This is a genomic window from Pseudomonas sp. 05N36 (genome assembly GCF_056397385.1).
This window is the reverse complement of sequence record NZ_JBFTNH010000006.1, coordinates 215,670-239,333: the sequence shown is the minus strand read 5'-3', so window position 1 is coordinate 239,333 and position 23,664 is coordinate 215,670. Positions and strand designations below refer to the sequence as shown.

Genomic DNA, 23,664 nt, shown 5'->3' with positions numbered 1-23,664 from the left:
CCTACCTTAAGGGACAGGCGCGTTCAGGTCGAGATTAAAAATTGGGTCGAGGTCAAGGCCAAGCTTTCAAAGGTAAAGAATGGCACCTGACCGTCAACGGTATTGGAGGAAGACGTTGTCTCGCCCGAACTGGTCACGCAGGGCTTGAATCAAGGCATCCGCCGGATCGATTCGCCAGGTCTCGCCGAACTGCAACAAGGCCTTGGCGTCAGGACTGGTGTACTCCATGGTAATCGGGCACGCGCCGCGGTGACGCTTGAACAACTCGCCCAGCCAGCGTAGCTGATCGCCTTTGAGGTCCTGGGTCTGGACCTTCAGGCGCAGGCTTTCGGCCAGGTTGGTGCGCGCATCTTCCATGCTCATCACCCGCTTGACCCGCAAGCGCAGGCCACCGGAGAAGTCGTCATTGCTGACTTCGCCTTCGACCACCACCATCGCGTCAGTCTGCAACAGCGACTGCGCGGAATGGAACGCCTCGGCAAACAGCGACGCTTCGATCCGGCCCGAGCGGTCGTCGAGGGTGATGAACCCCATCTTGTCGCCCTTCTTGTTCTTCATTACCCGCAAGGCAATGATCATGCCCGCAACCGTCTGTGTATCACGCGCCGGTTTCAAATCGATGATGCGCTGACGGGCAAAGCGGCGGATTTCACCTTCGTATTCGTCAATCGGGTGACCGGTCAGGTACAGCCCCAGGGTATCTTTCTCCCCCTTCAGGCGCTCCTTGAGCGTCAGCTCCTTGGCCTTGCGGTGATTGGCGTAGACGTCGGCGTCTTCCTCGACAAACAGACCGCCAAACAGGTCGGCGTGGCCACTGTCGTGGGTCCGTGCGGTCTGCTCGGCCGCCTTGATCGCTTCTTCCATGGCCGTCAGCAAGACGGCGCGATTGCGGTCGATGTTGGCCTGATAGGCTTTCGGTTCGTCGTGGAAATACGGGCCAAGTCGGTCCAGCGCACCGCTGCGGATCAACCCGTCGAGGGTCCGTTTGTTGATGCGCTTGAGGTCGACCCGGGCGCAGAAATCGAACAGATCTTTGAACGGCCCTTCCAGGCGCGCCTCGGTAATCGCTTCAACCGGCCCCTCACCAACCCCCTTGATCGCCCCCAGACCGTAAATGATCCGGCCTTCGTCGTTCACTGTGAACTTGAACTCCGAGGTGTTCACGTCTGGCGCGTCGAGGCGCAGCTTCATGGTCCGCACTTCTTCGATCAAGGTCACGACCTTGTCGGTGTTGTGCATATCCGCCGAGAGTACCGCGGCCATGAACGGCGCCGGGTAGTGGGCTTTCAGCCAGGCGGTCTGGTACGACACCAGGCCGTAGGCGGCGGAGTGGGATTTGTTGAAGCCGTAACCGGCGAATTTTTCCACCAGGTCGAAAATGTTACCGGCCAGGTCGGCATCGATATTATTGGTCGCGCAACCTTCAATGAAGCCACCACGCTGCTTGGCCATTTCTTCGGGTTTTTTCTTACCCATGGCCCGACGCAGCATGTCCGCACCACCGAGGGTGTACCCGGCCATGACCTGAGCAATCTGCATCACCTGTTCCTGATACAGGATGATGCCGTAGGTCGGCGCCAATACCGGCTTGAGGCCTTCGTACTGGTAATCCGAGTGCGGGTACGCCAGCTCGGCGCGACCGTGCTTACGGTTGATGAAGTCATCCACCATGCCCGATTGCAGCGGGCCCGGACGGAACAACGCCACGAGTGCGATCAAGTCTTCCAGGCAGTCGGGCTTGAGCTTTTTGATCAGCTCTTTCATGCCGCGCGACTCGAGCTGGAACACCGCGGTGGTTTCAGCTTTTTGCAGCAGCGTGTAGGTCGGCTTGTCGTCCAGCGGGATAAACGCGATATCCAGCGGCGGCTCATTGACCTTGGCGCGGTCGCGGTTGATGGTTTTCAGCGCCCAATCGATGATGGTCAGGGTTCGCAACCCCAGGAAGTCGAACTTCACCAGACCAGCAGCCTCGACGTCGTCCTTGTCGAACTGGGTTACTAGGCCGCCACCCTCTTCGTCGCAATAGATCGGCGAGAAGTCGGTCAGCTTGGTCGGCGCGATCACCACACCACCGGCGTGCTTGCCGACGTTACGCACAACGCCTTCAAGCTTGCGCGCCATCTCCCAGATTTCCGCAGCCTCTTCATCGACCTTGATGAAGTCGCGGAGGATTTCTTCCTGCTCGTAGGCTTTTTCCAGGGTCATGCCGACTTCGAAGGGGATCATCTTCGACAGACGATCCGCCAGTCCGTAGGACTTGCCCTGCACCCGCGCCACGTCACGGACCACAGCCTTGGCGGCCATGGAACCGAAGGTGATGATCTGGCTTACCGCGTTGCGGCCGTATTTCTCGGCCACGTAATCGATCACCCGGTCACGACCGTCCATGCAGAAGTCGACGTCGAAGTCGGGCATGGAAACCCGTTCCGGGTTCAGGAAACGTTCGAACAGCAGGTCATATTCCAGCGGGTCGAGGTCGGTGATTTTCTGCACATAGGCCACCAGCGACCCGGCACCCGACCCACGGCCAGGACCTACCGGTACGCCGTTGTTCTTGGCCCACTGGATAAAGTCCATAACGATCAGGAAGTAACCGGGGAAGCCCATCTGGATGATGATATCCAGCTCGAAATTCAACCGGTCGACATAGACCTGACGCTTGGCCTCGTAATCTTCGGTCGTGTCCTTGGGCAGCAGAACGCTCAAGCGCTCTTCCAGGCCGTCAAAGGAGACTTTGCGGAAGTACTCGTCGATGGTCATGCCATCGGGAATCGGGAAGTTGGGCAGGAAGTGCTTGCCGAGCTTCACATCGATATTGCAGCGCTTGGCGATTTCAACGGTGTTTTCCAGCGCTTCGGGCAAGTCGCTGAACAACTCGGCCATTTCCTCGGCGCTTTTGAGGTACTGCTGGTCGCTGTAGTTCTTCGAGCGGCGCGGATCGTCGAGCGCCCGCCCTTCACCGATGCATACGCGGGTTTCGTGAGCGGCGAAGTCTTCCTGCTTGATGAAGCGCACATCGTTGGTCGCCACCAGCGGTGCGCCGATCTTGTCAGCCAGGGCCACAGCGGCGTGCAGCTGTTCTTCGTCGTTGGGGCGATTGGTGCGCTGGATTTCCAGATAGAAGCGATCCGGGAATACGGCCATCCACTCACGGGCCAGCGTCTCGGCTTCATCAGGATTGCCGCCGAGCAAGGCGATACCGATCTCGCCCTCCTTCGCCGCCGACAACATGATCAAGCCTTCGTTGGCCTCGGCTACCCACTCGCGCTCGATGATGACCTGGCCATTGCGCTGGCCGTCGATAAAGCCACGCGAAATCAACTCGGTGAGGTTGCGGTAGCCAACGGCGTTCATCGCCAGGAAGCTGATCCGGCTCAGCGGATTGTCAGGGTCCTTGCTCGATAGCCACAGGTCGGCGCCACAGATCGGCTTGATCCCGGCGCCCATGGCGTTTTTGTAGAACTTGACCAGGGAACACATGTTGTTCTGGTCGGTGACCGCTACGGCAGGCATGTTCATGCCGACCAGGGTCTTGACCAGCGGTTTGATCCGCACCAGACCGTCGACCAGGGAGTATTCAGTGTGCAGGCGTAGGTGAACGAATGAAGCCGGCATAGTGATCCTGTCTGAAAACGTGAAGGCAACAAGGCCCGGATTGTACCGGGCCTTGGCAAAAACATCAGCCTTGTGACTAGCTCTCGATCAAACCCTCGCGGGCCTCATAAGCAAGGCGCACCGGCGCGAACGAACGCCGGTGAATCGGTGTCGGCCCCAGTCGAGCCAAGGCTTCCAGATGAACGGGCGTCGGGTAGCCTTTGTGGCCGCCGATGCCGTAACCCGGGTAAATCAATTCGAATGCCGCCATTTCGCGATCACGGCTGACTTTCGCCAGGATCGATGCCGCTGCGATGGCCGGGACCTTGCTATCGCCTTTGACCACCGCTTCAGCCGGCATGGCCAGTTTCGGACAGCGGTTGCCGTCGATCATCGCCAGTTTCGGTGTGATGTGCAGGCCTTCGACAGCGCGCTGCATGGCCAGCATGGTGGCGTGCAGAATATTCAGTTCATCGATTTCTTCGACTTCGGCACGCGCAATGCACCAGCTCAGGGCTTTCTCGCGGATTTCGTCGAAGAGCTTTTCGCGGCGTGCTTCGGTGAGCTTCTTCGAGTCATTGAGCCCAAGAATCGGCCGGTTTGGGTCGAGGATCACCGCGGCCGTCACCACTGCGCCGCAGAGCGGGCCACGACCCACCTCATCGACACCGGCGACCAGGTCTTCGGCGTCCGCGACGAGGGTAAAATCCAGGCCCATTTGCATCTTTACGTTACTCATTGAGATTTGCCGATCAGATTGAGGACGGCATCTGCGGCCTGATTCGAGGCGTCACGGCGCAAGGTCCGGTGAATCTGGTCAAAACCGGTGGTTTGCTCTTCACCGCCATCGATCAATGGCGACAGGGTCAGCGCCAAGGCCTCGGGGGTCGCATCGTCTTGCAGCAATTCGGGCACCAGCAGACGCTGGGCCAGCAAATTCGGCAAGGAGATGTAAGGGCTTTTCACCATGCGCTTGAGAATCCAGAACGTCAGCGGTGCCAGGCGGTACGCCACGACCATCGGCCGCTTGTACAACAGCGCTTCCAGCGTGGCGGTTCCCGAAGCAATCAGCACCGCGTCGCAAGCGGCCAGCGCCTGATGGGAGCGGCCATCGAGCAAGGTCACCGGTAGATCGCGGCCAGCCAACAGTTCTTCGAGCTGTACACGGCGCTCAGGGCTGGCGCACGGCATGACGAACCGCACGCCCGGCCGCATGGCCCGCAAACGCTCGGCGGTGTCGAGGAACAAAGCCCCCAGGCGCCCAACCTCGCCGCCCCGGCTGCCCGGCATCAGCGCAACCAGCGGGTCGCCTTCTGGCAATCCCAGTTCGGCACGCGCAGCCGAGCGGTCCGCCTCAAGGGGAATCGCATCGGCCAGCGAGTGACCGACAAACCTCACCGGTACGCCTTTCTCTTCGTAGAATTTGGCTTCAAACGGGAACAGCGTAAGCATCAGATCGCAGCCTTCGCGAATCTTCAGCACGCGCTTTTGACGCCACGCCCAAACCGATGGACTGACGTAATGCACGGTCTTGATTCCGGCCTGACGCAGTTTGAGTTCGATGTTAAGGGTGAAGTCCGGCGCGTCGATGCCGATGAAAACATCCGGCTTTTCGGCGATGAGGGTCGCGATCAGTTTTTTGCGGCGAGCCAACAGCTCACGCAAGCGGCCGAGCACCTCGACCAGGCCCATGACCGCCAGACGCTCCATCGGAAAGTAAGAGGTCAGGCCTTCAGCCTGCATCAGCGGACCGCCGACACCGATGAACTCAACCGCAGGATGCTGTGCCTTGAGCGCACGCATCAGACCCGCACCCAGAATATCGCCGGAGGCTTCGCCCGCCACCAGTGCAATACGCAGACTGGCCATGATTAACGGGTGATGCCGCGAGTCGAAGACTGAATGGAGTCACGGAATATCGCGACTTCCGGGAACTCTTCCGACGGCTCGGCCAACTCGGCAAGCGCTTGTTCGACTGTCAAACCCTGGCGATAAACCACTTTGTAGGCGCGGCGTAATGCGTGGATCGCCTCTTCGCTGAAACCACGGCGACGCATGCCTTCGAAGTTCATGCTACGGGCTTCGGCAGGGTTGCCGAACACCGTGACATAGGCCGGAACGTCCTTGCCAATGGCTGTGCCCATACCCGAAAAGCTGTGGGCGCCAATATGGCAATACTGATGAACCAGGGTAAAGCCCGACAGGATCGCCCAGTCATCGACGTGCACGTGACCGGCCAACGCAGTGTTGTTGACCAGGATGCAGTTATTGCCGATAACGCTGTCATGGCCAATGTGGGCATAAGCCATGATCAGGTTGTGGTCGCCCAGGGTCGTTTCGGAGCGATCCTGAACAGTGCCACGGTGAATCGTCACGCCTTCACGGATGACATTGTGGTCACCGATCACCAGGCGGGTTTCTTCACCCTTGTACTTCAAATCGGGCGTGTCCTCACCTACCGAGGAAAACTGGTAAATGCGGTTGTGCTTACCGATACGTGTCGGCCCTTTGAGAATCACGTGCGGGCCGATCACTGTTCCCTCGCCGATTTCCACACCAGCGCCGACGATCGACCACGGGCCGACCTCGACGTCGTCGGCCAGAATGGCCGTCGGATCGATGATTGCGCGAGGGTCAATCAAACTCATAGTTTGCGTTCCGCACAGATGATTTCAGCTGAGCAGACTGGCTTGCCATCGACCGAAGCCTGGCATTCGAACTTCCAGATCTGACGCTTGCAGCTGATGAACTTCGCTTCAAGAATCAACTGATCACCCGGCAGGACCGGCTGGCGGAAACGCAGCTTGTCGGAGCCGACGAAGTAGTAAAGCGTGCCATCGGCAGGCTTGACGTCGAGCATTTTGAAACCAAGGATCCCGGCAGCCTGAGCCATCGCTTCAATGATCAGTACGCCCGGCATGATTGGATGCGCCGGAAAGTGACCATTGAAGAACGGCTCGTTGATGCTGACATTCTTGTAGGCGCGAATGCGCTTGCCCTCAACATCCAACTCCACTACCCGGTCCACCAGCAGGAACGGGTAACGGTGAGGCAGGTATTCGCGAATCTCGTTGATGTCCATCATTTCGGGGGGAAGCCTATGTAAAGATTGGGAGCGCGCGACTGACGCACACTCCTCTAGCAAATCAAGGAGGCAGTCTAACGGCTGTGCACACTTGATATGGAAATGGTATCAGCCATCTGATGAAGCATTGCCGTCAGGGGTCACGTCCCCAACACGCTTTTCCAGCTGTCGCAGACGTCGCGCGATATCATCGAGTTGACGGATACGTGCGGCGCTTTTGCGCCACTCGGCAGCCGGTTGCATAGCTGTCCCGGAGGAATAGGAACCCGGCTCGGTAATCGAGTGAGTCACCATGGTCATCCCGGTCAGGAATACGTTGTCGCAAATATCAATGTGTCCGACCAGCCCCACACCACCCGCCAGCATGCAGTGCTTGCCGATTTTGGTGCTGCCGGAAATCCCCACGCACGCCGCCATGGCGGTGTGATCACCGACTTGCACGTTGTGGGCGATCTGAATCTGGTTATCGAGCTTCACGCCATTGCCGATGATAGTGTCGGCCAGCGCGCCGCGGTCGATGGCGGTATTCACGCCAATTTCCACATCGTCGCCGATCAATACCCCACCCACCTGGGCGATCTTCTGCCAGATGCCTTTTTCGTTGGCAAAACCGAAGCCTTCACCACCGAGCACCGCACCGGACTGAATCACCACGCGCTTGCCGATGCGTACATCGTGGTACAGCGTCACACGCGGGGCCAACCAGCCGCCCTCACCGATCTCGCTGCGCGCACCGATGAAGCAGTGGGCACCGACCGTCACGCCTGCGGCGATTCGCGCAGCGCTTTCGATCACGGCAAACGCGCCAATGCTCGCAGCCGGATCAACCACTGCGTCCGCTGCCACCACCGCTGTCGGATGGATACCGGCAGCAGCCTTGGGCTTGGGGTCGAACAGATGGGAAACCCGGGCATACGCCGCATACGGATCAGGCACAACCAGCGCATCACCGGCAAAACCTTCTGCATCAGCGGCCTTAAGCAACACGGCTGCGGCCTGGCTGTCGGCCAGATATTTACGGTATTGGGGATTTGCCAGAAAGCTCAACTGAGCTGGGCCAGCCTCCTGCAAGGTGGCCAGCCCAGTGATTTCTTTCTCCGCGGAGCCACGGAGAGTGGCCCCGAGGAACTCGGCCAATTGGCCGAGCTTTATAGTCGCTGTCATGGATTACTTCAGCTGATTCATGCGCTCGATAACCTGGCGAGTGATGTCGTACTGAGGCTTGACATCAATCACTGCACCACGCTCGAAGACCAGGTCAAAAGCACCTTTCTTGATGACTTCTTCCACAGCGCTGTCCAGTTTCGGCTTGAGCTGCTTCAGCATTTCACGGTCAGCGACGGCTTTGGCTTCGTTCAGCTCCTTGGACTGGAACTGGAAGTCACGGGCCTTTTGCTTGAATTCAAGCTCAAGACGCTCACGCTCGCCCTGGGCCATCTTGTCGCCACCGCTTACCAGACGATCCTGAATGCCTTTGGCACTGCTTTCCAGGGCTTTGAGCTTGGTCAGCTGCGGACCGAACTTCTTCTCGGCATCGACGGCGTACTTCTTCGCCGCGTCAGACTCCAGCAGGGCCATCTGATAGTTCAGTACCGCGATTTTCATTTCGGCAAATGCCGGGGTTGCTACCAGGACAGTTGCCAGGAGAACCAATTGAGTCAACTTACGCACGATGCACTCCTACAAAATCCATTGTCGTTATCTTGGGTCAGGCTATTAGAAAGTCTGACCGAGGGAGAATTGGAACACCTGAGTCTCCGCATTGCTGTCCGGCTTCTTGACCGGCATTGCCAAGGCAAAGCTCAACGGACCAAGGGCGGTAACCCATGTCACACCTACACCCACCGAACTGGCCATATTGCTCAGGCTGATATCGTTGCACTGCGTATTGGAAGGAGTGCCATTGGTATTCTTGACCTGGTCGCACTTGGAGTCGAACACGTTGCCGACGTCCCAGAACACAGAGGTACGCAGGGATCGCTGGTCCTTGACGAAAGGCAATGGGAAGAGGACTTCCACACCACCTTGAATCAGGACGTTACCACCAAATGGCAGCGGATCCTGATCCGGGTCAGCGAGAGTGCCCTGGTTCCCGGTCACTCCAACGCCGCGGCTCGGGGTACCACGTGGTCCCAATGTACTGTCCTTGAAGCCGCGAACCGAGTTGAAACCACCTGCATAATAGTTCTCGTAGAACGGCAGCCCGTTGGTAGAACCATAACCATCGCCATAACCCAGCTCGGTGTGCAGGCGCATGGTGTAGTTCTCAGACAATGGCTGGAACAACTGGYCACGGTAGTCGAGCTTGAAGAACGACAGGTCGCTGCCCGGGGTAGTGGCTTCCAGTGTCAGGCTTTGCGAGTGACCACGGGTCGCCAGCACGCCTTTGTTCAGTGTCGACTCGGACCAACCGGCCGAAGCCTTGAAGTTCAGGTACTGGTCGCCTTCACGGTTAACGAAGTCAAAAATCTCGTCAACGGTGTACTGACCGGTCTTGATCTTGTCTTGCTGTGCGGTCAGACCAAAGGTCAGACGCGAAGTTTCACTGATCGGATAACCGACGTTGATGCCCGCGCCCAAGCTGTCTACCGCATAGCTGGCTACGTTGACATCAAGGTTTTTGTAGTCGGTGGTGCGATAGAAAGCGTTGTAACCCAGGCTCACGCCATCGGCTGTCCAGTACGGGTCGACATAACCGAAGTTATAACGGCTCTGGTATTGGCTACGGGTCAAGCCGATGCTGACCTTGTTACCGGTACCCAGGAAGTTGTTCTGGGTAATCGAACCACCCAGGATCAAACCGGCGCTCTGAGCAAAACCAACGCTGGCGGTAATCGAACCGGAAGGTTGCTCTTCAACGGCGTAGTTCACGTCAACCTGGTCATCGACCCCCGGTACAGCGGGAGTCTCGACGTTGACTTCCTTGAAGAAGCCCAGACGTTCCAGACGGGTCTTGGACTGATCGATCAGGTAGGTCGAAGCCCAGCCACCTTCCATCTGGCGCATTTCACGACGGAGCACTTCGTCTTCCGACTTGGTGTTGCCGCGGAAGTTGATACGGTTTACGTAGGCACGCTTGCCCGGATCGACCACAAAGGTGATATCAACGGTGTGATCGTCGTCATGCGGAGTCGGTACGCCGTTGACGTTGGCGAAGGTGTAGCCCTCGTTGCCCAGGCGACGGGTGATCAACTCGGACGTCGTGGTCATCAGCTTGCGCGAGAACACCTGGCCTTTTTGCACCAGCAGCAGCGCCTTGACCTGGTCTTCAGGGACCTTCAGGTCACCGCTGAGCTTCACATCACGAACGTTGTACTTCTGGCCTTCGTTGATGTTGACGGTGATATAGACGTGTTTTTTGTCCGGGGTGATCGACACCTGGGTCGAAGCGATATCCATGTTGATATAGCCACGGTCCAGGTAGTAGGAACGCAGGCGCTCCAGGTCACCGGAAAGCTTTTCACGAGCGTACTTGTCATCGTTCTTGAAGAACGACAGCCAGTTGCTGGTCTTGAGTTCGAACAGGTCGATCAGGTCTTCATCGGGGAAAACCGTGTTACCCACCACGTTGATGTGCTGGATAGCCGCGACAGTGCCTTCATTGATATTGACCTTCAAGCCAACGCGGTTGCGCGGCTGAGGAACAACCTCAGTGTCAACGGTGGCCGAGTAGCGGCCTTGAGCGACGTACTGGCGCTGCAGCTCGTTACGCACGCCTTCAAGCGTCGCACGCTGGAAGATCTCGCCTTCGGCCAGACCGGATTGTTTAAGGCCTTTCATCAGGTCTTCAGTGGAGATCGCCTTGTTGCCTTCGATCTCGATACTGGCGACCGACGGGCGCTCGACTACAGTAATGACCAGGACATTGCCATCGCGGCCCAGCTGGATATCTTGAAAGAAACCGGTTTTGAACAGCGCACGAGTGGATTCCACCAGGCGACGATCATCCGCCTGTTCACCGACGTTCAACGGCAAGGCACCAAAGACGCTACCCGCGGATACCCGCTGGAGGCCATTGATACGAATATCGGAGATAGTGAAGGACTCGGCGTGAACTTCGGCGATCATCAATACGGTGAAAACCGCAGTTAGCAGCAGACGTTTCATGAAGTCCTTTCTTATTCCAACTGGCAATAAACAAACTGCCGCAAAATGCGGCAGATTCGCAATTCAGCGAAGCGTTACAGTCGACCCAGATCGTTGACCAGAGCAAGCAACATCACCCCGATCACCAAACTGATACCGATCTGTATCCCCCAACTCTGCACCCGATCCGACAAGGGACGACCACGCGCCCACTCGATCAGATAAAACAACAAATGCCCCCCATCCAGTACAGGAATGGGCAACAAATTCAGAACGCCCAGGCTAATACTCAGATAAGCCAGGAAATTCAGGAAATCTGCGACACCCGACTGGGCAGAAGCGCCCGCCACTTTAGCAATGGTTATCGGTCCACTCAAGTTTTTTACCGAGAGCTCACCGAACAACATTTTCTTTAGCGAATCAAGGGTCAGCACACTCATGGTCCAGGTGCGTCGAGCACCTTCGCCAATCGCGGCCACGGGACCGTAGCTGACCTCGCGAATCATGGCTGGTGGCCAATCGACAGCCTTTACCCCGGCCCCCAGATAACCACTGGCTACTTTCGCCTTGTCGCGAGTTGCCAAGGTAACCGGGACGTCGATTTGAGCACCGTCTCGCTCGATATGCAGCACAATTTTGGTATCAGGACGCACACGCACCCAATCGACCACTTGCTGCCAATCGGTCAGGGCCTGGCCATCGAGCGCCAGCAGACGGTCGCCGGTCTTCAGGCCTGCTGCCTGCGCCGGGCCTTTAGGGTCCAGCTCGGCCAACACTGGCGGCAATGCCGGACGCCAAGGGCGAATACCCAGCGAACGAATCGGGTCCGGCTCATCAGCCCCCTTGAGCCAGTGATCCAGCACCAGCTCGCGCGGCGAATCGACGGTAGAGCCCTGTTCGCGCACCAGCAACTGCATCGAACCGCTTTCACCAAGACGCCGGACCAGCTGCAGATTCACCGCCGCCCAACCCGAAGTCGGCTCACCATCGATGGCGACGATTTCCTGCCCCGGATTCAAGCCGGCCTTGGCGGCCATGCTGCCGACTTCAACGGCTCCGATAACAGGACGCACCTGCTCGGTGCCAAGCATTGCCAGCACCCAGAAAAACGTCAGCGCCAACAAAAAGTTGGCAATAGGTCCGGCAGCTACGATGGCGATGCGCTGACGAACGGTCTTGCGATTGAAAGCCTGATCAAGCTGATCGGCCGGCACTTCGCCTTCACGCTCATCAAGCATCTTCACGTAACCACCCAAAGGGATGGCAGCGATCACGAACTCGGTGCCGCGCCGGTCATGCCAGCGCAGCAGTGGCAGGCCGAAGCCCACGGAGAAACGCAGAACCTTGACGCCACAGCGACGCGCGACCCAGAAATGGCCAAATTCATGGAAGGTGACCAGCACACCCAAAGCCACCAGGGTGCCGACAATCATATAGAGCGCGCTCATCTACTTTCTCCGCAATCCTATTCAGTGCTGCCTTGGGCAAACCCACCGCAACACCTATCGCCCGTGACGACTCAACCAACGCTCGGCCAGGACACGTGCTTTCGCGTCCGCAGTGAAAACCGCATCGAGATCATCGACCGAAACCACAGGTTCGAGGTTCAACACCTCTTCGATGATACTCGCGATCTCCAGGTAACGGACACGTCCATCGAGAAAGGCTGCAACAGCCACCTCATTCGCGGCGTTCAGCATGGCCGGAGCACTGTTCCCGGCCTCGGCCGCCTGGCGCGCCAGACGCAAGCACGGGAAACGCTCTTCGTCGGGCGCCTGGAAGTCCAGACGCGCGATTGCAAACAGATCCAGCGGCGCAACCCCGGAGTCGATGCGCTCAGGCCATGCCAGCGCATTGGCGATCGGCGTGCGCATATCCGGATTGCCCAACTGCGCCAATACCGAACCATCGACGTAGTCGACCAGCGAATGAATCACGCTTTGCGGATGAATCACCACTTCGACCTGAGACGGCTTGGCATCAAATAGCCAACAGGCCTCGATCAACTCCAGGCCCTTGTTCATCATGCTGGCCGAATCGACCGAAATCTTGCGCCCCATCGACCAATTGGGATGGGCACATGCCTGCTCTGGCGTAACATGCGCCAATTCAGCCATGGAAGTCTGCCGGAACGGACCGCCAGAGGCTGTCAGTAAAATCCGGCGAACACCTACAGCGCCAAGCCCACGGGAAAAATCGGCGGGCATGCACTGAAAGATCGCATTGTGCTCGCTGTCGATCGGCAACAGCACCGACCCGCTCTTGTGCACAGCCTGCATGAACAGAGCGCCGGACATCACCAGCGCTTCCTTGTTGGCCAGCAGAATCTTCTTGCCTGCCTCGACCGCCGCCAGCGTCGGACGCAATCCCGCCGCACCGACAATCGCCGCCATCACCGCATCGACTTCAGCGTCGGAAGCGACCTGACACAGGCCCTCCTCCCCCACCAGCACGCGCGTAGAAAGACCTGCAGCCCGCAGATCGTCCTGCAGACGCCGGGCAGCCACGGGCTCCGGCACAACAGCAAAACGCGGCACGTGGCGGATACACAAGGCCAGCAGCTCACTCAGGCGAGAGAAGCCGCTCAAGGCAAAGACTTGATAGCGCTCGGGATGACGCGCGATGACATCAAGGGTGCTCAGACCAATGGAGCCCGTTGCCCCCAGGACCGTGATCTGTTGTGGGCGGCTCACGATGCAGCCATCCACAGCAATACCGCAAACACCGGAATCGCCGCGGTGAGACTGTCGATACGATCCAGAATGCCGCCATGGCCCGGCAGCAGATTACTGCTGTCCTTGATGCCCGACTGGCGCTTGAACATACTTTCGGTCAAATCGCCGACCACCGAGATAAACACGATGATCGCCGCGCCGATCAACCCTTTCAGCATCTCACCGACCGTCCAGTCACGCACCAGACCAACGATGGCGGTGATCGCAAGACTCAGCAGCAAGCCGCCATACACACCTTCCCAGCTCTTGCCAGGACTGACCTGCGGAGCAAGCTTGCGCTTGCCGAATGCCCGACCGGAAAAGTAAGCGCCAACGTCTGCACCCCAGACCAGCACCATCACTGCCATGATCAGCCAGTTGCCCAGCGGCTCTTGCTTGATCAGGATCAAACCTTGCCAGGCCGGCAACAGGATCAGCAGGCCGATCACCAGCTTGCAGGCCGCACTGGCCCAATGCTCACTGGTCTTGGGATAGGTCAGCACCAGATAGGTTGCCACCGCCCACCAGAGCACTGCAGCCCCCAGCACCCAGGGCGAGAGCCCCGGTAGCACGTGCATGACAAACAGCATCGCCGCGACCACCGCCGCATAAGCGACGCGGATCGGTTGCGCAGTGAAGCCCGCCAGACGCGCCCACTCCCAGGCACCAAGAGTCACGACCAGGCCGATAAACAGCGCAAAACCGGAACCCTCGAGCAGAAAAAATCCGCACAGGGCGATCGGTAGCAGGATCAGCGCAGTGATGATTCGTTGTTTAAGCATTAAACCCGGGCTCCAGCCTCGACCTGCTCACTCGTTTTACCGAAGCGACGCTGGCGAGAAGCGAAATCGGCCAATGCATTACGCATGGCTTCGTGTTTGAAGTCCGGCCAGAACAGGTCGGAGAAATACAGCTCGGAGTACGCCAATTGCCACAGCAGGAAATTGCTGATGCGATGTTCGCCGCCGGTACGAATGCACAAATCCGGCAACGGCAGATCACCGGTAGCCAGGCAGGTCTGCAGCAACTGCGGAGTGATGTCGTCCGGACGCAAATGTCCGGCCTGAACTTCTCGCGCCAGACGTTGTGCGGCCTGGGCGATATCCCATTGGCCGCCATAGTTGGCCGCAATCTGCAGGACAAAACGATTGGCGCCGACTGTCATTGCCTCCGCCTCACGCATGGCTGCCTGAAGCTCGGGATGAAAACGCGAACGATCGCCGATAATACGCAACGTGATGTTGTTGTCGTTCAGGCGCTTGGCCTCGCGACGCAGCGCCTTGAAAAACAAATCCATCAATGCGCTGACTTCATCGGCCGGACGCTGCCAGTTTTCACTGGAGAAGGCGAACAGGGTCAGTACTTCAACCCCGGCCTCAGCGCACACCTCAATGACCGCGCGCACAGCATCGACGCCAGCCTTGTGCCCGGCAACACCGGGCAAGAAACGTTTTTTTGCCCAGCGATTATTACCGTCCATGATGATCGCGACGTGGCGCGGCACCGAGGACAGCACTGGCTGCTTGGTCTTTTCCATGAAGGCGTCCTGACCCCTTATACGGCCATCAGGTCCTTTTCTTTGTCTTCGGTGAGCTTATTGATCTGAGCCTCGAAGTCTTTGATCAACTTGTCGATATCGGCACTCGCGCGACGCTCTTCGTCTTCGCTGATTTCCTTATCCTTGACCAGCTTCTTCAGGTCGCCCAGAGCATCACGGCGAATATTACGCACCGCGACACGAGCATCTTCGGCTGCGCTGCGCGCTTGCTTGGTGAAGCCCTTGCGGGTTTCCTCGGTCAAGGCCGGCATGGAGATCAGCAGCAACTCACCCAGGTTCGTCGGGTTGAGGTTCAGGCCAGCACTCTGGATCGCCTTGTCGACCGCTGCGAGCATGTTGCGCTCGAAAGCCACGACTTGCAGGGTCCGGGAGTCCTTCACGGTGACGTTGGCCACGCTGCTCAAAGGAGTATCCGAACCGTAGTAAGGCACCATCACGCTACCCAGGATGCTTGGGTGCGCCTTGCCGGTACGGATCTGGCCAAAAGCGTGCACCAGCGATTCCAGGGACTTGGTCATGCGCTCTTGAGCGTCTTTCTTGATTTCGTTGATCATTGCTCGCCTTCCTCGATCAGGGTTCCTTCAGCGCCGCCATGCACGATGTTCAGCAGGGCGCCGGGCTTGTTCATATTAAATACGCGCAGCGGCATTTTGTGGTCGCGGCACAGGCAAATTGCCGTCAGATCCATCACACCCAGCTTGCGATCCAGTACTTCATCGTAGGTCAGATGATCGAACTTCTCGGCATGCGGGTCTTTGAATGGGTCAGCGGTGTACACACCATCAACCTTGGTCGCTTTCAACACGACGTCAGCATCGATCTCGATCGCGCGCAGGCAGGCTGCCGAGTCGGTGGTAAAGAACGGGTTGCCGGTACCGGCAGCGAAGATGACCACTTCCTTGGAGTTCAGGTGACGCATGGCTTTGCGGCGATCGTAGTGATCGGTCACGCCTACCATGGAAATAGCCGACATCACGATAGCCGAGATATTCGCACGTTCCAGCGCGTCACGCATGGCCAGGGCGTTCATCACAGTGGCCAGCATGCCCATGTGGTCACCCGTTACCCGATCCATGCCGGCCGCACTCAGTGCCGCACCACGGAACAGATTACCACCACCAATCACCAGACCAACCTGAACGCCGATACCGACCAGTTGGCCGACTTCCAGCGCCATGCGATCCAGAACCTTGGGGTCGATCCCGAACTCTTCGGAGCCCATCAAGGCCTCGCCGCTAAGCTTGAGTAGAATGCGTTTATAGCGAGCCTGATAACCACTGCCCTGCTGAGCCATTGCGAATCTCTCCTGCGGCGTATTTTAAAAATTCTTTGCGGGCTGTTTGCAGCCTGCGTTCACTCTAACGTGACGCTGTCACAGCGCCATCGGAACACGGCTTTGTAAGCCAGTTCCGACGGAAAACCAAATAAATTGGCTTCCCCATCTGAAAAGAGGCTGCGCGCGTGAGCGGGCAGCCTCTTCAGGGCGACAGTTAAAAAAACCGTCTTACTGCTTGGCAGCAGCCAGTTGAGCAGCAACTTCTTCAGCGAAGTTGTCGACTGGCTTCTCGATGCCTTCGCCTACTTTGAAGTAAGTGAAAGAAACGATTTCAGCACCGGCTTTCTTGGCCAGTTCGCCAACCTTGATTTCAGGGTTCTTGACGAACGCCTGCTCAACCAGGCTCGCTTCAGCCAGGAACTTGCTGATACGGCCTTTGACCATGTTTTCAACGATGTTTTCTGGCTTGCCGGCGATCTTGTCAGCGTTGAGGGTCAGGAACACGCCTTTCTCGCGCTCGATCGCTTCAGCGGAAACTTCCGACGGCAGCAGGAATTCAGGGTTGGTAGCCGCTACGTGCATAGCGATGTCTTTGGCCAGCTCAACGTTGCCACCCTTCAGAACAACAGCTACACCGATCTTGTTGCCGTGCAGGTAACCACCGACAACATCACCTTCAACGCGAGTCAGGCGACGGATGTTGACGTTTTCGCCAACCTTGCCGACCAATACCAGGCGAGCAGCTTCTTGAGCTTCGATCAGAGGCTCAACGGTAGTCAGCTTGTCGGCGAACGCTTTTTCAACGCTAGCAGCAACAAATACCTTGAAGTCATCTTGCAGAGCCAGGAAGTCAGTCTGCGAGTTCACTTCCAGCAGGACTGCGGATTTACCGTCTTCCTTCAGAGCGATCGCGCCTTCAGCAGCAACGTTGCCTGCTTTTTTGGCTGCCTTGATGGCGCCCGAAGCACGCATGTCATCAATGGCTTTCTCGATGTCGCCGCCAGCCTTGGTCAAGGCTTTCTTGCAGTCCATCATGCCTTCGCCAGTACGCTCGCGCAGTTCTTTGACCAACGCTGCAGTAATCTCTGCCATTTCAAAATTCCTCTTGGATAGGTTATCAACCATTCCACCCGATCGAACGGGCGTTCAATTCTTCCCGAACCACCCTTGTTAGCTGCTGCACATTACAAATGCAGTAGCGGCATCCCTGAAACGGGCGCCAACAAATGGTTTTCGAGGTGGCAAAAAGGGGGCCAAGCCCCCTTTTTGCTTACTGAGTCAACGCCAAGGCGTCAATTACTCAGCTGCTGCTACCGGAGCTTCTTCAACGAACTGCTCGGTGCCGCCAGCAACGTGGTTGCGACCGCGGATTACAGCGTCAGCCATCGAACCCATGTACAGCTGGATAGCGCGGATTGCGTCATCGTTGCCTGGGATGATGTAGTCAACGCCTTCCGGGCTGCTGTTGGTATCGACTACGCCGATAACCGGGATGCCCAGCTTGTTGGCTTCGGTGATCGCGATGCGCTCGTGATCAACGTCGATAACGAACAGTGCGTCAGGCAGACCGCCCATGTCCTTGATACCACCCAGGGAACGATCGAGCTTTTCCAGGTCGCGAGTGCGCATCAGCGCCTCTTTCTTGGTCAGCTTGGCGAAAGTACCGTCTTCGGCTTGTACTTCAAGGTCACGCAGACGCTTGATGGAAGCACGGATGGTTTTGAAGTTGGTCAGCATGCCGCCCAACCAGCGGTGATCGACGTACGGCGAACCGCAACGTGCTGCTTCTTCAGCAACGATCTTGCCAGCGGAACGCTTGGTGCCGACGAACAGAATCTTGTTTTTGCCCTGGGCCAGACGCTCTACGAAAGTCAGAGCTTCGTTGAACATTGGCAGGGTTTTTTCAAGGTTGATGATGTGGATCTTGTTACGCGCGCCGAAAATGTACTTACCCATTTTCGGGTTCCAGTAACGGGTCTGGTGACCGAAGTGCACACCGGCCTTCAGCATATCGCGCATGTTGACTTGGGACATGATAGTTCCTTAATAAGTCGGGTTTGGCCTCCACGTATCCCAATGACCAACCAGCAGCATCAGCTGAAGGCACCCAGGTCATCGTGTCGACACGTGTGTGGATTTAAGCTTTTCGGGGTATACCCGGAAAGCGGCGCATTTTATATCACAAGGAGGACGAAAACGAAACCCGGATTCTTAAAACCTGATCTGTGCTTTTGTTCCGGCCCTTGGAATCCCCCCAGAATGCGCCATTCTATAAAGAGAAGCGATGCACAGAGGCGCGGATTCGCCGTGATCGTCTGTTAGAATCGTGTTTTTCAGGGCTGCGAGCAGCATCACGCAGAGCCCATTCCGTATAGAAAGCGCCACTGAGCGTAGAGAGAACCTGTATGACCGTCACCCTCAAAACCCCAGAGGACATCGCAAAAATGCGGATCGCCGGCAAGCTTGCCGCCGATGTGCTGGAAATGATTGCCGAATACGTCAAGCCGGGCGTCACGACCGAAGAGCTCGACCGCATCTGCCACGACTACATCGTCAACGAGCAGAAAGCCATCCCTGCCCCGCTCAACTATAAAGGCTTTCCGAAGTCGATCTGCACCTCGATCAACCACGTGGTCTGCCACGGCATCCCGAACGAGAAGCCGCTGAAAGATGGCGACACGCTGAACATCGACGTCACCGTGATCAAGGATGGCTACCACGGCGACACCAGCCGCATGTTCCACGTCGGCAACGTGCCGGTCTGGGCCGAGCGCCTGTCGCAAGTCACCCAGGAATGCATGTACAAGGCCATCGAACTGGTCAAGCCTGGCTGCCGCCTCGGCGATATCGGCGAAGTCATCCAGAAGCACGCTGAAAAGAACGGTTTCTCGGTGGTTCGCGAGTTCTGCGGTCACGGCATCGGCAAGGTGTTCCACGAAGAGCCGCAAATTCTGCATTACGGCCGCGCCGGCACCGGCATGGAACTGAAAGCCGGCATGACCTTCACCATCGAGCCGATGATCAATCAGGGCCGCGCCGACACCAAGGTACTTGGCGATGGCTGGACCGCGATCACCAAGGATCGCAAGCTGTCGGCCCAGTGGGAGCACACCCTGCTGGTGACCGAAACCGGCTACGAGATCTTCACCCTGCGCAGCGATGACACCATCCCTCGTGTTTCGGCCTGATCCGACAAGCTCCGCACCCAGCCTATAGAAGGAATGCCAATCGATGCCGCAGGTGGATCCCGAACTCTTCGACCGCGGCCAGTTCCAGGCCGAACTGGCCCTGAAGGCAAGCCCGATCGCGGCCTTCAAGAAGGCCATCCGCCAGGCACGGGAGGTGCTCGACGCGCGTTTTCGCAGCGGGCGGGATATTCGCCGGCTGATCGAGGATCGCGCCTGGTTCGTCGACAACATCCTGCAACAGGCCTGGGAGCAGTTCAATTGGAGTGAAGACGCCGACATCGCGCTGGTCGCGGTCGGCGGCTACGGTCGCGGCGAGCTGCACCCCTACTCCGACATCGATTTGCTGATTCTGCTGGACAACGCCGATCACGAAGTTTTCCGCGACTCCATCGAGCGTTTTCTGACGCTGCTATGGGACATCGGCCTGGAAGTTGGCCAGAGCGTACGCTCGGTCGACGAATGTGCCGAACAAGCCCGCGCCGACCTGACCATCATCACCAACCTGATGGAGAGCCGCACCATTGCCGGTCCCGAGCACTTGCGCCAGCGCATGCTCGATGTCACCAGCACTGAGCACATGTGGCCGGCCAAGGATTTTTTCCTGGCCAAACGTGCTGAACAGAAGGCACGTCACCACAAATACAACGACACCGAATACAACCTGGAACCCAACGTCAAAGGCTCGCCTGGCGGCCTACGGGATATTCAGACGATTCTGTGGGTGGCACGCCGCCAATACGGCACGCTCAACCTGCGTGCACTGGCGGGCGAAGGCTTCCTGGTCGAAAGCGAAAACGCCCTGCTGGCCTCCTCCCAGGAGTTTTTGTGGAAGGTTCGCTACGCCCTGCACATGCTCGCTGGCCGCGCTGAAGACCGCCTGCTGTTCGACCACCAGCGCTCGATCGCCGGGCTGCTGGGTTTTGAAGGCGATGACGCCAAGCACGCCATCGAAAACTTCATGCAGCAGTACTACCGGGTGGTAATGAGCATTGCCCAGCTCAGCGACCTGATCATCCAGCATTTCGAGGAAGTCATCCTCGCGCCGGAAGATGAAGCGCCGCCGCAACCGATCAACTCGCGCTTCCAGCTGCATGACGGCTACATCGAGGCGATCAACACCAACGTGTTCAGACGCACGCCGTTTGCCATGCTGGAAATTTTCGTGCTGATGGCCCAACAGCCGGAAATCAAGGGTGTGCGGGCTGACACCATTCGTCTGCTGCGCGAACACCGGCACCTGATCGACGACGACTTCCGCAACGACATTCGCAATACCAGCCTGTTCATCGAACTGTTCAAGTGCAAGATCGGCATCCACCGCAACCTGCGACGGATGAACCGTTACGGCATTCTCGGGCGCTACCTGCCAGAGTTCGGTTTTATCGTCGGGCAGATGCAGCACGACCTGTTCCATATTTATACGGTCGATGCCCACACCCTGAACCTGATCAAACACCTGCGCAAATTGCAGTACACCCAGGCGTCCGAGAAATTCCCGCTGGCCAGCAAGCTCATGGGCAAGCTGCCCAAGCCGGAGCTGATCTACCTTGCCGGGCTATACCACGACATCGGCAAGGGCCGGCATGGCGATCACTCGGATATCGGGGCGGTCGACGCCGAAGCGTTCTGCCAACGCCATCAACTGCCCGTGTGGGACAGCCGGCTGATTGTCTGGCTGGTGCAAAACCACCTGGTGATGTCGACCACGGCCCAGCGCAAAGACCTGTCCGATCCGCAAGTGATCCACGACTTCGCGCAGATCGTCGGTGACGAAACCCGCCTCGATTACCTGTACGTGCTGACCGTTTCGGACATCAACGCCACCAACCCGACGTTGTGGAACTCCTGGCGCGCCAGTCTGTTGCGCCAGCTCTACACCGAAACCAAGCGGGCCTTGCGCCGCGGCCTGGAAAACCCGGTCGATCGCGAAGAGCAGATCCGCCAGACCCAAAGTGCCGCCCTGGATATTCTGGTACGCGGCGGCACCGACCCGGACGATGTCGAACAACTGTGGTCGCAACTGGGCGACGATTATTTCCTGCGTCACACCGCCGGCGACGTGGCCTGGCACACTGAGGCCATCCTCCAGCAGCCAGCCGACGGCGGGCCACTGGTACTGATCAAGGAAACCACCCAGCGCGAATTCGAGGGCGGTACGCAGATCTTCATCTACGCGCCGGACCAGCACGACTTCTTCGCCGTGACCGTGGCCGCGATGGACCAGCTCAACCTGAACATTCACGACGCCCGGGTAATCACCTCTACCAGCCAGTTCACCCTCGACACCTATATCGTGCTCGACACCGACGGCGACTCGATTGGCGACAACCCGGCACGGGTCAAGCAGATCCGCGATGGCCTGACCGAGGCCCTGCGCAACCCGGACAACTACCCGACCATCATCCAGCGTCGGGTGCCGCGCCAGCTCAAGCATTTTACATTCGCACCGCAAGTGACGATCCACAACGACGCCCAGCGCCAGGTGACGGTGCTGGAACTCAGCGCCCCCGACCGTCCGGGTCTGTTGGCACGGATCGGAACAATCTTTCTCGAATTCGATTTGTCGCTGCAGAATGCCAAGATTGCCACCCTCGGCGAGCGGGTCGAAGACGTGTTCTTCATCACCGACGCGAGCAATCACCCATTGTCCGACCCCCAGCTGTGCAGCCGTTTGCAGGACGCGATCGTCGAACAACTGAGCGTCAGCCCCGAACCGGATATCAAACTTTCACGCATCAGCTTCTGAATTAACAAATTTTCCCCTGTGGGAGCGAGCCTGCTCGCGATGGCGTCAGTCCATTCAGCATCGCCAGTGACTGACCTATCGCTATCGCGAGCAGGCTCGCTCCCACAATGAAAGAGGCCCTCATGAACAACGCTCTGAACCAGCTCCAGCCTTACCCGTTCGAGAAACTGCGCGCCCTGCTCGGTGCGGTGACGCCAAACCCGGACAAGCGCCCGATTGCATTGTCCATCGGCGAACCGAAGCACCGTTCACCAAGTTTTGTCGCTGAAGCGCTGGCGAGCAATCTGGATCAGATGGCCGTCTACCCGACAACCCTCGGCATTCCCGCACTGCGTGAAGCCATTGCCGGCTGGTGCGAACGCCGCTTTGGCGTACCGAGTGGCTGGATCGATCCGGCGCGCAACGTGCTGCCGGTCAACGGCACTCGCGAAGCGCTGTTCGCTTTTACCCAGACCGTGGTCAATCGCGGCGACGACGCACTGATCGTCAGCCCGAACCCGTTCTACCAGATCTATGAAGGCGCAGCGTTCCTCGCAGGCGCCAAGCCGCATTACCTGCCATGCCTGGATGAAAACGGCTTCAACCCCGACTTCGATGCGGTATCGGACGATATCTGGAAGCGCTGCCAGATCCTGTTCCTGTGCTCGCCAGGCAACCCGACGGGTGCACTGATCCCGGTCGAAACCCTGAAGAAACTGATCGCCCTGGCCGACGAACACGACTTCGTGATCGCTGCCGACGAGTGCTACAGCGAGCTCTACTTCAACGAACAGACCCCGCCGCCAGGCCTGCTCAGCGCCTGCGTGGAACTGGGTCGCAAGGATTTCAAACGCTGCGTGGTGTTCCACAGCCTGTCCAAGCGCTCCAACCTTCCGGGCCTGCGCTCGGGTTTCGTCGCCGGCGATGCCGACATTCTCAAGGGCTTCCTGCTGTATCGCACCTACCATGGCTGCGCCATGCCGGTTCAGACCCAACTCGCCAGCGTTGCCGCGTGGAATGACGAAGTACATGTACGGGCCAACCGTGCGCTGTACCGCGAGAAATACGATGCGGTACTGGAAATCCTCAGCCCGGTGATGGATGTACAGCGCCCGGACGGCGGTTTCTACCTGTGGCCGAATGTTGAAGGCGATGACGCCGCGTTCTGCCGTGATCTGTTTGTCGAAGAACACGTGACGGTGGTGCCAGGCTCGTACCTGTCACGTGAAGTTGACGGTTTCAATCCGGGTGCTGGCCGGGTGCGCCTGGCATTGGTCGCGCCTTTGGCGGAATGCGTTGAAGCGGCGGAGCGAATTCGCGACTTCATTCTGCGCCGTCGATAACAGTGACATCGCCCGCAGGAGCTGCCGCAGGCAGCTCCTGCATGAAATCCGACCAGGGCTCCCGATCAATCGCCGTTGAAGTGCCATATTGGTCG

General features: G+C 58.3%; 19 protein-coding genes. 3 read left to right on the top strand and 16 right to left on the bottom strand.

Annotation, left to right across the window (positions count from 1 at the left end; all coding sequences use genetic code 11):
* Positions 1 to 93 precede the first annotated feature (93 nt).
* The 16 genes from dnaE to rpsB all read right to left on the bottom strand — a co-directional run bounded on the left by dnaE (position 94) and on the right by rpsB (position 18,347).
* Positions 94 to 3,615 carry a DNA polymerase III subunit alpha gene (gene dnaE / locus AC1DIH_RS11350; RefSeq protein WP_477771741.1) on the bottom strand — a complete coding sequence of 1,174 codons (3,522 nt, stop codon included), beginning with the start codon at positions 3,613 to 3,615 and terminating at the stop codon, positions 94 to 96.
* Positions 3,616 to 3,691: 76 nt separating this feature from the next.
* On the bottom strand, positions 3,692 to 4,318 hold the full coding sequence (rnhB, locus tag AC1DIH_RS11345; RefSeq protein ID WP_477771746.1) for a ribonuclease HII: 627 nt from the start codon (positions 4,316 to 4,318) through the stop codon (positions 3,692 to 3,694).
* A gap of 11 nt (positions 4,319 to 4,329) precedes the next feature.
* Positions 4,330 to 5,463, bottom strand: a complete 1,134-nt coding sequence (gene lpxB, locus AC1DIH_RS11340) for a lipid-A-disaccharide synthase (protein WP_477771740.1) — start codon at positions 5,461 to 5,463, stop codon at positions 4,330 to 4,332.
* Positions 5,464 to 5,465: 2 nt separating this feature from the next.
* Positions 5,466 to 6,242, bottom strand: a complete 777-nt coding sequence (gene lpxA, locus AC1DIH_RS11335) for an acyl-ACP--UDP-N-acetylglucosamine O-acyltransferase (RefSeq protein WP_103315513.1) — start codon at positions 6,240 to 6,242, stop codon at positions 5,466 to 5,468.
* Positions 6,239 to 6,679 carry a 3-hydroxyacyl-ACP dehydratase FabZ gene (gene fabZ, locus AC1DIH_RS11330; RefSeq protein ID WP_007978374.1) on the bottom strand — a complete coding sequence of 147 codons (441 nt, stop codon included), beginning with the start codon at positions 6,677 to 6,679 and terminating at the stop codon, positions 6,239 to 6,241. Before fabZ ends, lpxA begins: the two co-directional genes overlap by 4 nt.
* Positions 6,680 to 6,787: 108 nt before the next feature.
* Positions 6,788 to 7,843 (bottom strand): UDP-3-O-(3-hydroxymyristoyl)glucosamine N-acyltransferase, encoded by a 1,056-nt coding sequence (gene lpxD / locus AC1DIH_RS11325; RefSeq protein WP_054595916.1) that lies wholly within the window; start codon positions 7,841 to 7,843, stop codon positions 6,788 to 6,790.
* Between the two features lie 3 nt (positions 7,844 to 7,846).
* The gene (locus AC1DIH_RS11320) at positions 7,847 to 8,350 is read right to left on the bottom strand and encodes an OmpH/Skp family outer membrane protein (protein WP_427534602.1); all 504 of its coding nucleotides are present in this window, start codon (positions 8,348 to 8,350) and stop codon (positions 7,847 to 7,849) included.
* 45 nt (positions 8,351 to 8,395) lie between these two features.
* A complete protein-coding gene (gene bamA, locus AC1DIH_RS11315) occupies positions 8,396 to 10,786 on the bottom strand; it encodes an outer membrane protein assembly factor BamA (RefSeq protein ID WP_477771739.1) in 2,391 nt (796 codons plus the stop codon).
* A gap of 74 nt (positions 10,787 to 10,860) precedes the next feature.
* Positions 10,861 to 12,213: a sigma E protease regulator RseP gene (gene rseP, locus AC1DIH_RS11310; protein ID WP_477771738.1), complete on the bottom strand. Its 1,353-nt coding sequence runs from the start codon at positions 12,211 to 12,213 to the stop codon at positions 10,861 to 10,863.
* A gap of 54 nt (positions 12,214 to 12,267) precedes the next feature.
* On the bottom strand, positions 12,268 to 13,458 hold the full coding sequence (gene ispC / locus AC1DIH_RS11305) for a 1-deoxy-D-xylulose-5-phosphate reductoisomerase (RefSeq protein WP_477771737.1): 1,191 nt from the start codon (positions 13,456 to 13,458) through the stop codon (positions 12,268 to 12,270).
* Positions 13,455 to 14,261, bottom strand: coding sequence for a phosphatidate cytidylyltransferase (locus tag AC1DIH_RS11300; RefSeq protein ID WP_477771736.1), 807 nt, complete (start codon positions 14,259 to 14,261; stop codon positions 13,455 to 13,457). Before AC1DIH_RS11300 ends, ispC begins: the two co-directional genes overlap by 4 nt.
* Entirely contained in the window at positions 14,261 to 15,016 is a 756-nt protein-coding gene (uppS, locus tag AC1DIH_RS11295; protein ID WP_054595911.1) for a polyprenyl diphosphate synthase, read from the bottom strand. Before uppS ends, AC1DIH_RS11300 begins: the two co-directional genes overlap by 1 nt.
* A gap of 17 nt (positions 15,017 to 15,033) precedes the next feature.
* A complete protein-coding gene (frr, locus tag AC1DIH_RS11290) occupies positions 15,034 to 15,591 on the bottom strand; it encodes a ribosome recycling factor (protein WP_477771735.1) in 558 nt (185 codons plus the stop codon).
* Positions 15,588 to 16,331 (bottom strand): UMP kinase, encoded by a 744-nt coding sequence (gene pyrH, locus AC1DIH_RS11285; protein WP_011059526.1) that lies wholly within the window; start codon positions 16,329 to 16,331, stop codon positions 15,588 to 15,590. The genes frr and pyrH overlap by 4 nt, the downstream gene beginning before the upstream one ends.
* A gap of 210 nt (positions 16,332 to 16,541) precedes the next feature.
* Positions 16,542 to 17,405 (bottom strand): translation elongation factor Ts, encoded by an 864-nt coding sequence (gene tsf / locus AC1DIH_RS11280; protein WP_427534619.1) that lies wholly within the window; start codon positions 17,403 to 17,405, stop codon positions 16,542 to 16,544.
* A 204-nt stretch (positions 17,406 to 17,609) separates the two neighbouring features.
* Positions 17,610 to 18,347 (bottom strand): 30S ribosomal protein S2, encoded by a 738-nt coding sequence (rpsB, locus tag AC1DIH_RS11275; RefSeq protein ID WP_003219330.1) that lies wholly within the window; start codon positions 18,345 to 18,347, stop codon positions 17,610 to 17,612.
* A gap of 371 nt (positions 18,348 to 18,718) precedes the next feature.
* Between rpsB and map the strand changes: the two genes are divergently transcribed.
* From map to dapC, 3 genes are all read left to right on the top strand, one after another.
* The gene (gene map / locus AC1DIH_RS11270) at positions 18,719 to 19,501 is read left to right on the top strand and encodes a type I methionyl aminopeptidase (RefSeq protein WP_019692084.1); all 783 of its coding nucleotides are present in this window, start codon (positions 18,719 to 18,721) and stop codon (positions 19,499 to 19,501) included.
* A gap of 43 nt (positions 19,502 to 19,544) precedes the next feature.
* Positions 19,545 to 22,247 (top strand): [protein-PII] uridylyltransferase, encoded by a 2,703-nt coding sequence (locus AC1DIH_RS11265; protein ID WP_477771734.1) that lies wholly within the window; start codon positions 19,545 to 19,547, stop codon positions 22,245 to 22,247.
* Positions 22,248 to 22,369: 122 nt separating this feature from the next.
* The gene (gene dapC / locus AC1DIH_RS11260; protein WP_477771733.1) at positions 22,370 to 23,569 is read left to right on the top strand and encodes a succinyldiaminopimelate transaminase; all 1,200 of its coding nucleotides are present in this window, start codon (positions 22,370 to 22,372) and stop codon (positions 23,567 to 23,569) included.
* The last annotated feature ends 95 nt before the right edge of the window (positions 23,570 to 23,664 follow it).